Origin of the sequence: Lysinibacillus sp. LZ02 (assembly GCF_050613145.1) — a bacterium.
Lineage (GTDB): Bacteria > Bacillota > Bacilli > Bacillales_A > Planococcaceae > Lysinibacillus_B.
In genome coordinates this window covers 706,514-718,699 of record NZ_CP192507.1, presented here as the reverse complement: position 1 = coordinate 718,699, position 12,186 = coordinate 706,514, and the positions used below count along the sequence as shown (strand labels likewise).

General features: G+C 34.0%; 3 protein-coding genes. All 3 read right to left on the bottom strand.

Annotation, left to right across the window (positions count from 1 at the left end; translation table 11 throughout):
* Nucleotides 1-29 precede the first annotated feature (29 nt).
* The 3 genes from ACQQ2I_RS03235 to ACQQ2I_RS03225 all read right to left on the bottom strand — a co-directional run bounded on the left by ACQQ2I_RS03235 (nucleotide 30) and on the right by ACQQ2I_RS03225 (nucleotide 11,701).
* Nucleotides 30-5,480, bottom strand: coding sequence for an S-layer homology domain-containing protein (locus tag ACQQ2I_RS03235; RefSeq protein ID WP_431029133.1), 5,451 nt, complete (start codon nucleotides 5,478-5,480; stop codon nucleotides 30-32).
* Between the two features lie 130 nt (nucleotides 5,481-5,610).
* Nucleotides 5,611-8,598, bottom strand: a complete 2,988-nt coding sequence (locus tag ACQQ2I_RS03230) for an S-layer homology domain-containing protein (protein WP_431029130.1) — start codon at nucleotides 8,596-8,598, stop codon at nucleotides 5,611-5,613.
* Nucleotides 8,599-8,755: 157 nt separating this feature from the next.
* Nucleotides 8,756-11,701, bottom strand: a complete 2,946-nt coding sequence (locus tag ACQQ2I_RS03225; protein ID WP_431029129.1) for an S-layer homology domain-containing protein — start codon at nucleotides 11,699-11,701, stop codon at nucleotides 8,756-8,758.
* Nucleotides 11,702-12,186: the final 485 nt, after the last annotated feature.

Here is a 12,186-nt window from a genome sequence, read left to right as displayed (position 1 = left end):
AGCTTATAGTTCAGCATCCTTTAAATACGTTATTTGAATTTCATTTCGATTTCTTCTAGTTTCACTAAGTGTTCTTCTTTATTATCAACTAAAATCAATTCAATAGTTGTACTGTAAGTTTTCTGATTAGATGTCTCGATTACAAATTCCCACTTATCTTCTTCACCAAGTTCATCTTCTAATTTTTTGCCAAGCGCTGAACGTATTTCCTCATCCTCATCCTTAGCTGTAATTTCACGTAAAATCTCACTTAGAAAAAGCTTATTATCTGTGCTACTTACTGTAATTATATGAGGTTCTTCTTTTACATTTTGTAATTCACCGTCATAGTAAACTTTTACTTTAAATTTTTCAGTAATTTGACCTACATTATTAAATGTAATTTTCACATCTAATAACTGATTTTCAATTACTTTAGTAGCTGTTGTACTTCCACCAAATTCCGTCGTGATTGTGAGCATTTTTTCAATGCTAGCTGCATCAAGGGTAGTAAGGTAAACTTCATTATTACCGAATACTACTTCAAATCCTTCAAATGCTTCTTGATATGCATTAATTTGTGTATTTTTTTCAGCTGTCACAAATTGAGCAGAATATCCTTGTACTTTATCAGTTTCTACTTTTTCATCATGATCGACAAGTGCATTTTTTTCGAATAAGATATAGACCGTATCATCCGTAGTACTACTTACATCTGCTCCCCCTATTTTTTCCCACTTTATTGTCTTACGAGGTTCAAAATTAGCCAGAACATAACCTAAAGCCCCTGTCGCTTCATGATTAATAGCACCATCTAATAATTCTATCGTAATTGTACCTTGATTATTTTTATCTTTTCCAGAAGTAACTTTCACCTTATCAAAGTTAATACTATCCGCTGTAGTTGAACCAAATGACGTATCAGTAAATAATAACTTCCATACGCTTTCTGCATCTTCATCTGCCTCAATAAACTCTCTTGGTAATTCATGATTAAATAACAACGTTAGCTTATTCGCTTCAGCACTTGCAGTAATCGCTTCTTCATAATTATCCCATGTATTAACATCATAGAATTGTAGAGGAATTTCTTTTACTACAATAGGTGAATTTTTAATATTTTTATCTGTTACATCAACAACCAACGAAACTGTTGCCTTTGCATCAAACTTAAATTTGTCAGAAGATATTATCCACTCATCAGTTCTACTACTATCTAAAATTTCATTTACCAATGTTGCTGGCTCTCTATCTAATAGATCACTTAAGTGCACTCCTGTTTTTAGCTGTGCAATTTTCACTGATTTTGCATTTAAAACATGACCATTAATTTCAATTTTTAAATCATCAATTTCATAATCATCTGGGGCTGCAGCAAATGCAGGATCCAATTTTAATATCGCATCTACCTTTGCATTGGCTTTCGTAAACTCCTCTTTCTTCACTAAAGTTGTGGTTACTGCTTGACCACCGATTGTTTCAGTAACATTTTCCTGATTATATGTCGTTGAAACAGTTAAAATATTAGCTGAATCACTAGATGTTGTTGAAGCAGTAAAATCTTTAATCGCTAGATCCAGTTCAGAGAAAATAGGCGCTGTATTTCCTTCATTAATTGTGGCATTATGACTAAAATACTCTCGTCCATCTGCCTGTAAAGTAAATTTAAAGTTTTGAGCGCTTATAATATTATCAAATTCTAATTCATACTCTAGAAGATCAACTCCGACTAAATCTCCTAATTTTATAGGAGCAACTGAACCGCTAAATAACTTCGTCCCCTCTGTGCTATTCAAAATAGAATGCACTAAAGGTGAATACGATGCAATTTCTTTGCCATCTTTACGTAAAGTCATTTTGACATTTTTATAATATCCGCGAGAACTTAATGCTCTAAATGTATCTGAACCTTCGAACATAACAAAGTTTAATTCAGCTTCTTTTGCACTTTCACCAATCTCCCCTAAATTGACTTTTAATTTTACCTTATTACCATTCGCTGTTGTTTCAAAATGTTTTAACGCATGCTCAATCTCAGTAACCTTTGCAGCATCTGGTGTATTATTGAGCTTAACTTTTTTCAAGTAAGGCGCTTTTAAACCCTCTAGTCCATCAATATTTTCATCATGTAAACTAATTTCATTAATTAACACTTCTGTATTAATACGAACTGCTGAATTTAAACCAACAAATGTAATTGACCATTCATCAGTTGGATCAATATAAATAGATCCATCCTCTCCTTCAACAGTATTTACTTTCATATCACTATAATTAGGTAAAAGATAACTTTCGTTACCTAAAATTTCTCGTAACGTTACACCTTTATTTAATTGCTCACCTGTAACAGTAAAACCTGTCATCTGTTCTTCGTTATTATGTTTAATGATTAAAGAATATATTTTATTATTATCAATTTCACTCTTGTAATAAGTCTCATCTATTGTGAATTTGTAATTCACTTTCGCTTCAGTTTCATCATCCTGTGCTAACTCAGAGAAAATAGTCTTGAAATAAAGCGTATTAGTTAACGTACCTGGATCGCCAATTATAGTCCCATCTGCATTTAAAGTTTCACCGACCGTTACAAAATGCTTAACTGCAGATCGCCCAAACTCTTTGATTTGTTGATATTCGGACTTAGAGACTGTAAGATCCTTAAATGGCTCGCCTAAGTTTTCAGTGATAGTTACATTTTGGTCATTCGTACGAGTAACTCGGAACTGGAACTCAGCCGATAATTCTTGATGTAAATCACTAAAAATAATTTCCCAAGTATCTTCTTCTGATGTAATATTACTGAGCTTAGCCATTTGTAAATTATTCTTTAATGATAATCCATCAATTAGATCAGCTTTTGGAACTGATAGCTGGTAATTTACCTTACCATTCTTCACAAAAGTTATATTAACCGTATTAGGCAGATAATCATAGCCACTTGTAACCTTTAGTACAGCATCGAGCTGTGCATCACCTAAAAGATTTTTATAGAACGTACCATAAGTTAAGTTAGCAATAATTTTATTTTGCTCTGTCACAACATCCATCGTATCAATCGCTTTTTGCAATGCATATTCAAATGTTCCCGCTACACTCTCAGAAATCGTACGTACAACTTTGCGATTTGCAATTAAGCTAATATCTAACTCAATTTTTGTATCAAGCTCTTTAAACTCTACTGTCCAATTTGTAGACTTGCCAGACATATCTTTAATGAGTGCTAAATAAGTTTCATAATTTAATGCACTTAAATATACACCTGTAGATAAGCGACTTCCTGAAACAGATGCTGTCGTATAAATTGTGTCATCTTTCTTTACCACAATCTCATAATTCTTCGATGTATCAATTGTTGATGCTTTCGCTTTTAATAAATAGTCATAATCACTAGAAGCATGCTTCGTCAAAAATTCATCTGACATCGTTTTGAATGTAGTCGCAACAGATAAAATATTAGCATCTGTACTCACTGTATAGTCTTCAATCATATCTGCGATGTCTGGTAGTCCTTCATCTGGTCCTTCGCCTGGTCCTTCGCCTGGTCCAGTATCAGAACCTGAAATCGATGCACTTTCTGTTAGAAACTCTACATCACCTGCAATAATAGATATATCCCATTCAATTTCACCATTTAATGATTTTACATCTAATGTCCATGTTTCAGTTTGACCTGAATACATAGTTACTAGACCTAATGATTCCCCTAAAAGCTGTTCTAACGTAATGCCTTCTTTTAATTCTTCTTTTGAAATATGTTTTTCCACTGTTTTAGAAGCGTATTCCACTTCTATCACATAGTAATCTTGCATTAGCTCTGATGTTGTAGAAATCTTATACGTTAGTTCTGCACGACCAATTGCATTCTTTATAGCTGTATTTAAGTTATTAAATACTGTTTTCACAGATATTTTTTTTCCTGTTGGTGTTATTGTAAAATCATCCGTCACATAATCAAGTGCTTTTTCAAATGTTAATGAACCATTCCCTTGGCCATTTTCACCTGGAATGTTTGGATCATTCCAACTACCATCTGGAATAATTGGTATTTTCCCATAACCAAGTAGGTTACTAGTGGAGCCTTCTTGTTGAATCTTTGTTACATACCCTACAACAGCAGAATAATTAGAAATTACATCTGCATAGTATGTACCACGTGGAATTGTAATAAGTGATACCAATAAATTTTTGTTTAATGTCACTGTAGAATCAATATGCTCTATAGTAATTTTATTAGCGGTGCCATTTACTCTTAAATTCACATCTGCACCACGCTCAACAACAATTTCTCCAATTGTTGCATATCCGGAAACAATTGGGCTAACTTTACCTGCAATTGTTAGCTTTTTTACTTTCGAATTAATTGCTACATCATCTATATTTTTTTCTAAAATGATTTCTGTAATTTCCCTATCTGCATTAATAACAACATAATCACGATCAATATACAGTTGTTTAATCGAAGAAGATTTAGAGGCAAATGTGAATGTTGTTGAATCGCCATCCTCAATTACCATACTTTTCTTGACAGTAACTTTTTCAATAGCGAAACCATTCTTTGCATCGTCTGTTAGTGTTAAATCCCCCTCAATTATGGCATTTTTAATTGTTAAATAGTTTGCATTCACTATAATATCCCCAGTAAATGAAGTTCCACCTGCATCAAACGTAAGTTGAGAATTGCCGCGTCCCGATGCAGTAAATTCAATGCTTGATATTTTTACTATTTGTCCATTGACAACGACAGCCTTGATTTTAGCATTTGCTAGTGCCGTTACATTTGTACGCTTAAAAATAGCTTCCATTTCTTCACTAATAGAGTACGTACCTTCTGAAGTATAGGCTTTGCTTGATTTTAACTCTTCAAAAGTGAATGTTACTTCGCTTTGCGTGTAAGCCTGAACCGAAGCTAAAATCGAAACTACATCAGCTCGTGTAACTGCTGAGTTGCCTCCAAAAGATGTCGATGTTTTCCCTTGCATAATACCATTTTGAACAACTGCCTTTACCGCCATCGAATTTATTGTATTAACATCTGTATATTTAATGCTACTTGACGATGCTTTTAAATTTAGTATATCGTTTAAAATATTTGCCGCCTCATAACGAGTAATTGAATCATTTGGACGAAATGTACCATCAGCCTTTGCTAAATTAACCCCTGAATTCGCAAGTGCAGCTATTGCTTTATAAAACGGACTAGATGGAGAAACATCTGAATAGTTTGGATTGTAAACTTCAGACATATCTAAATCTAGCACTGTTACTAACATTTGAGCAAAATGACCACGAGTTACCGCTAAACTTGGGTTAAATGATTTATCTGCAAAACCACTAATAACCCCCTGATTCACTAAATTCACTAAATCCTTATAGTAAGAATCTGAAGTATCTACATCCCTAAACATGGAATCCGCCTGTGAAATTCCTGGAGCAACACTTACAATTGTACCTACTGCTAATATAGCTGAAGCTGTTAATTTATATCTTTTTTGGTTATGCACCTTGTACCCAACCCCTTTTCTCTACTAATGTTCTAAATACTTCTCATATTTATATCGGTAACAAACGTATTTTTTTCCTTAAATAAACAAAAATGGTGAATCAATGTCGATTCACCATTTTTATGTTTTATTATCGAGTACCTACTAACGTAAATTGTTTTGATAAACCATTAATAGTAGCTGAAATCGTTGCCTGCTCTGCTGCTTGTAAATCAGAAAGGATTAAATTATACGTGTTTTGTGCATTGAATGTAATTGTATTTTCCACAGCAGGTGTTGCGACTAATCTAATTTCATCTAAGTAAACAGATGGCGCAGAACCAATTGTGTGAACCACATTATAGCTATCTACTACAAGAAAATCTACTAGCTCATTCACAATAGTAGCATTACTAGTCACATTTAATTTTGTAACTTCTTGCGCTGCATTAAATTGATCCATTGTAGAAGCATTTGTACCTGTTGCCACTACTTTTAATTGACTCACAGTAGGAGCCACTTTTGAAACTGTTACACTCTTAGTAAATTGTTGTCCAGTTGAGTTAATCGTTATAACAACATCAGCAACTAGTAAGTTGGAAGATTCGCTAGTATAAGGGACAGAAACAGTTCCATCTAAGTTAAATGCGCCACTTACATAGTTCAAATACGCAGGTGCATTTACAGAATATGCTGATGTATTTAATTTTACTTTGTTCCCACTACTTAACACACCATATACAACAAGATTTTTATTATATAGAGGCGAATTTACTTTACCCGCTCCAACTTCATCAAATAAAATGCCTATTTCATCTACTTGATATGATACATATTGCGTACCATCAGTTACTTCAAATAAAGTCGTTGCAGTGCTATTTGCAACAGGTGTCCATACGCCATTTATATTTTGCTCTAATTGAAGTGTTACACTTTCTGTTCCATTTACCCCCTTCACTAAGGTAGCTCCAGAAGAAGCATAAATATATTGCGTTATCCCTCCATTAGCAATAGCTGTTGATACAGCATTATCAGTTACCGCGACACGATATCCTGAAGTTGCAGTAGCACTTGCTGCTAACGTTAAAGATGTAGTTTCAATCCCCATTGTGCGACCATATTGATCTATTACAGCTAAATCATTAGCCGTTAATACATAGTTTTCCGTTAATACCTTTGGAACAGTGTCTTTCACACCACGAATCATCGTTGGTTTTGCCTGTTCTTTTACATCTAAATTTACTACATTCGATTGACTCGTTGCAGTAATCGCAATTAAAGTTACAAACCCTTGAGTCAATTGGTTTCCTGGGATTTCAACACCAATCACACCTGCACTATTTTTCTTAATTGTATTTGTAACACCTGAAATTGTTACACCTCGCTGTGGATTACGAATCAGGTCTAAATCTGTAATTGCATTACCATCTTTATCTAAAACAGTCATTGGAATAAATGTCGTTTCTCCCGCAACAACAAAGCTAGGAGCATTAAATGTTACAGTGTTCGCACGTTGAGATTCTTCAACCTTTAATGTATATGTGGCATTTTTACCGTTGAATTTTGAAACGAACATCACAAGGGTTTCCCCTGCTTTAGGTGTACCGTATAGTTTAAGAGCCGTTACCTGTTTATTATCAATGGTAATCGTTTCAAATACCGAATTCAGCCCGACTACCGTGTTATTAGAATTCGTAACTAATAAGTCCTGTAATTGTTGACTATTCACTTCATTGCCATATTGGTCTTTACCTTCAACTAATAAGTAAAATGCATCAACTGCTAAATTAGTCGTTTCCGTTAAAGTTTTACCATCTTTATTATAAAGTCCTTTGATTGCAATCTCACTTACTGTAGCCTTATCTGCAAGAGTAACTGATTTTGATGTTGCCACACCTGAACCTGTATGAATTAATGTTGCAACTGCTAAATCACCTATACGAGCATTTTCCGCTACTTTAAAGCTAATTGTTCCCTGTGAAGCAAAAACATTTGGTGTAGCATGAACTGCCAAACCTGAAACATTTGCTGTTAAGGAAGTGATATTCGTTAAATCTTCACCGTATTGATTATATACTTTATACTTCAGTGTCGCCGCTGTTCCATCGGCTGTTAGAACCGCTTGATTAGATAAAATATCAATTGAAGCTACTTTTTCCGCTTCTGTTGTAATCGTACTTGTTAATACAGCATCTGTTAAACCGCTTACGGTCACTTGGTACTGACCCGTTACAAACTTGTTCACTAGTTCAAGTGTTGCAATTGTCTTCTGTTCATTCCATGTAACTCCAACCATATTTTGTGCTACATTATCCTTTGTAACAGCAAAAATCGCTTTCGTTGTATCAACGGGTTGATTAAACGTAATTTGAATTTTTTTTGCTCCCGCTGCTACCACACTGTCTAAAGTAAGTTCTTTAGATTCCTCTTGTTCTTCCTCAGGTGTTTCATTTCCTAGCAATTCATCGATTGTCTTAATAGTTAAATATAAGAACTTAGAAAAATGCGCACGTGTAACATCACCTTTAGGATTAAATGTACCTGTAGCAGTTGTAGAAATAGATAAATCTCGAAGCGCTTGAATTGCTGGCTTGTAATTATCAATCGCAGCATCTAAATCTACAACAGGAATATCTTCAATTTCTTCAGCTAGTCCAATTAAAGATATACCGCCAATAACCTCTGTAACACGATTTAAAACTGCGGCCATTTGCTCACGAGAAATATGTTGCCCTGGTAAAAGCTGACCTAATGTGCCATTAAATACACCTGCATCCTTGGCTAATGCAGCATATTTAACTAGTTCTTCGTTTTGTGCATAAACTGGTAAATCATTAAATCGCTGCACTGTATCCCAGTCAGTTGGAATTTTTTCACCCTGCGCTTCTAACCAACGTCCAAGCATGATAACTACTTGTCCACGTGTTAGTTTATCATTTGGCCTAAATGTATTTGTAGCCGTATACCCTTTAATAATACCTTGTTCATTTAATTTATAGATATAAGGAGCAAATTCATTCCATAAAGGCACATCATCAAATTCTGTATCTGCTAGACCTACGACGGGCGCAGTCGTTGATACAACAAGAATTGAAGTTGCTGCCAACACGGGCATTTTTTTAAATCTATTTTTCTTCATTATTATTCCTCCCTTATGTAAAACAACAATATACCATTATATAAAAATACTTACTAATAATAGTAAAATTATATGCGTTAATAATTGTACATGTCAAATTTCTCATAGAAATGAAAAAAGACCTTAAGGGATAATCCCTTAAGGTCTTAGAATATAATTATTCAGCTTCGTAAGCACCTGTTACAGTGAATGATTTTTCAATACCACTTACGTTAGCTTTTACAGTTACTTTTTCGCCTTTTTCAATGCTTGAAATAGCTAAATCATAAGTATTTTGTAAGCTTAAAGTTACAGTATTAGCAACTGCCGGAGTACCTACTAATTTAATAGTTGGTACAAATTCAGATACTGTACCTACAGTGTGTACTACACCATAGCTATCAACTAATACGAAGTCTACTAGTGTATTAGCAGTCACAGTATTAGCTGTAACTGTTACATCTGTTAACTCAGTTAAGTTGTTGAATTCTGTTACAGTTGAAGCAGTTTCACCAGCTGCTACTACTTTGAAGTCAGCTACAGTTGGAGCAGCTTTAGATACAGTTACCTTTTGAGTAAATTGTTCACCAGTTGCATTAACTGTAACTACAACATTAGCTTCTACAGAAGTAGCCTCACCGTAATTTACTTCGCTGCTGTCAGCTGAAGTTACGTTAACTTTACCATCAGTATAAGTTACAAATTTAGGCACGTCTACAGAGTAAGCATCAGTTCCTAAAGCAACTTTATTACCGCTTGGAAGTACACCGTAAACTACTACGTCTTTAGTATAAGAAGCGTTTTCACTTAATTTAGCACCAGCTTCATCTAAAAGAGAACCAATTTCTTTTACTTCGTAAGAAACATATTCTGTACCGTCTGTTACTTCAAACGTTACTTCTTGAGCGCTGTTTGAAAGGTCAGTCCATGCACCGTTTACTTTTTGTTGTAATTTGAACTCAACTTTTTCTGTACCGTTAGTACCTTTTACTAACTCAGCACCAGTTGAAGCATAGATGTAAGAAGTTGTACCAGCATTACCAAGTACAGTGTTAGCTGCATTATCAGCTACAGCAATACGGTAACCAGAAGCAGCATTTTCATCAGCCGCTAAAGTTAATGGAGTAGTTTCTGAAGTCATAGCGCGACCATATTGATCTTCTACTACTACATCAGCTGCATTAATTGTTTTGTTACCAGTTAAAACTTTAGAAACTTCTTTAGCTAAACCGCGGATTACAGTTGGTTTAGCAGCCGCTTTAATTTCTACATTAGCAATTTCTGATTTAGCAGTTGATGATAAACCTACTAATGTTAAGTAACCTTCAGTTACATTACCAGCAGCAATTTCAACACCAATTACGCCATCAGCATTTTTCTTAATTGTGTTAGTAGCACCTGTTACAGAAATACCACGAGTTGCATTATTAATTACTTCTAAGTCAGTAATTTCTTTGCCATCTTTATCAAATACAGTTACTGGAACAAATAATTTTTCATTAGCTACAGCTAATGCAGGAACTTCAAACTTTAAAGTATCAGCGCGTTGAGCTTCTTCTACTTTTACTGTGTAAGAAGTTGATTTACCATTAGCAGTAGAAATTAACATTACAGTTGTTTCACCAGATTTTGGTGTACCAGTTAATTTTAAAACTGTTTTTTCTTTACCATCAATTGTTAATGTTTCAAATGAAGAAGCAACATCAACGATTGTTTTATTAGTATTGTTTAAGATTAAACCGTTTAATAAATCAGTCGAAACTTCTTTACCGTATTGGTCTTTACCTTCAACTACTAGGTAGAAGAAATCTTTTGATAAATCAGTTGTTTCAGTTAATGTTTTACCATCTTTGTTATATACACCAGTTACAGCAATTTCTGTAACAGCAGATTTAGCTGATAATGTAACTGTTTGAGAAGCTGCTACACCAGTACCAGTATGGATTAAAGTAACAACAGCTAAGTCACCTTCTTTAGCACCTGTAGCTGTTTTGAAAGTTACATTACCTTTTACTGCTGCTGTATCAGGAGATGCATTCACTGCTACACCTGAAGCTGTTACAGTTAACGATGTATTGTTTGTTAAATCTTCTCCGTATTGGTTTGATACAGTATAACCAACAGTTGCGCTTGTACCATCTACTGATACTACTGCTTTGTCAGATAGAATATCAATTTTAGCTACTTTTTCATCTGCAGCAACGATCGTTTTAGTTAAAGCTTCTTCTGTTAAACCAGAAACAGCTACTACGTAGTCACCAGCAGTTAATTTATTTGTTAATTCAATAGTCGCTACAGTCTTATCTTCATTCCATGTAATTTCTGAAATGTTAGAAGTTACTGTACCTTTCTTTACTTCAAATTTAGCTTTAGTAGTATCTACTGCTTCCTTAAATGTTACAGCGATTTTTTTCGCACCTACAGCTTCTACACCCGCTAATTCTGTTGTTTGTTCTTTATCAGTTGATTCAATTACTTCAATTGATTGATATAAGAATTTAGCAAATTGAGCACGGCTTACAGTTTCTTTTGGACGGAAGTTAGAAACAGTTGTGATACCAAGGTCAGCTAAAGCTTGAACTTGCTCACCGTATTGTGTAGCTTCTAAATCTTCAACTGTTACGTCTTCGATTTCAGCAGCTAATTCTACTAAAGAAGTGCCTGTTACTGTTTTAGAAATACGGTCTAATACTACAGCCATGTTTTCACGAGTGATGTTGTCAGCAGCATTTAATTTACCTGCAACACCAGTGAATACGCCAGTATCTTTTACTAGAGCAGCATATTTTGCTAATTCTTCGTTAGAAGTTGATACGTCTTCGAAACGTGGGTTAGTATCCCAGTCAGCTGGAATTGTTGCACCGTTGTTTTCTAACCAACGACCTAACATGATTGCCACTTGACCACGAGTTAATTTGTTATTTGGACGGAATGTATTGTCTGAAGCATAGCCACCAATGATGCCTGCTTCTGTTAAAGCGTTAATGTATGTAGCAAACTCATTGTCAGCTGGTACATCTGAGAAGCCAGACGCTGATGCTACTGGTACGATTGCTGATGCTACTAATGTAGCTGTTGCTGCTGTTGCAACAAATTTCTTATATGATTTCGGTTGGTAAGCCATTAATAAATTCCTCCTCGAATAGTAAACACTAAGTAGATTACCAATTATTTCACTGGTAACACTGAAATTATATTACTATTTCTATGCATTTTTCAAACATTTTCATTGCTTTGTAATATTATTTTAATAATATTAGTTATTATTAGTATACTATCCTTTTTAAGGTAATTTACTTGCTAGTATTAAAGATTTTTAGATTCTAATTTGATATTTTTTCATTTAAATCAATAAAAATGCTAAAATTATAATTAATTAACATTAAATACAGAATTTATATTAATTTAAAATTTGGTATTTTTTATTATTTTTAAAAATAATATCCAAAGGTAGTATTATTACTTTAAAGGTATAATTATACATTATTTGTTTTGGGAAACCTAAAAAAATAAGTCCCCTGTATGATATCTACATTTTCATTTTTATAATATAATAATACCCATCAATATTATTTTTTATTGCTAGAAGGAAGATATGAATAAAAAACA

Coding starts and splice junctions, on each gene's coding strand:
- ACQQ2I_RS03225 (WP_431029129.1), bottom strand. CDS start 11,701: ATGGCTTACCAACCGAAATCATATAAGAAATTTGTTGCAACAGCAGCA.
- ACQQ2I_RS03230 (WP_431029130.1), bottom strand. CDS start 8,598: ATGAAGAAAAATAGATTTAAAAAAATGCCCGTGTTGGCAGCAACTTCA.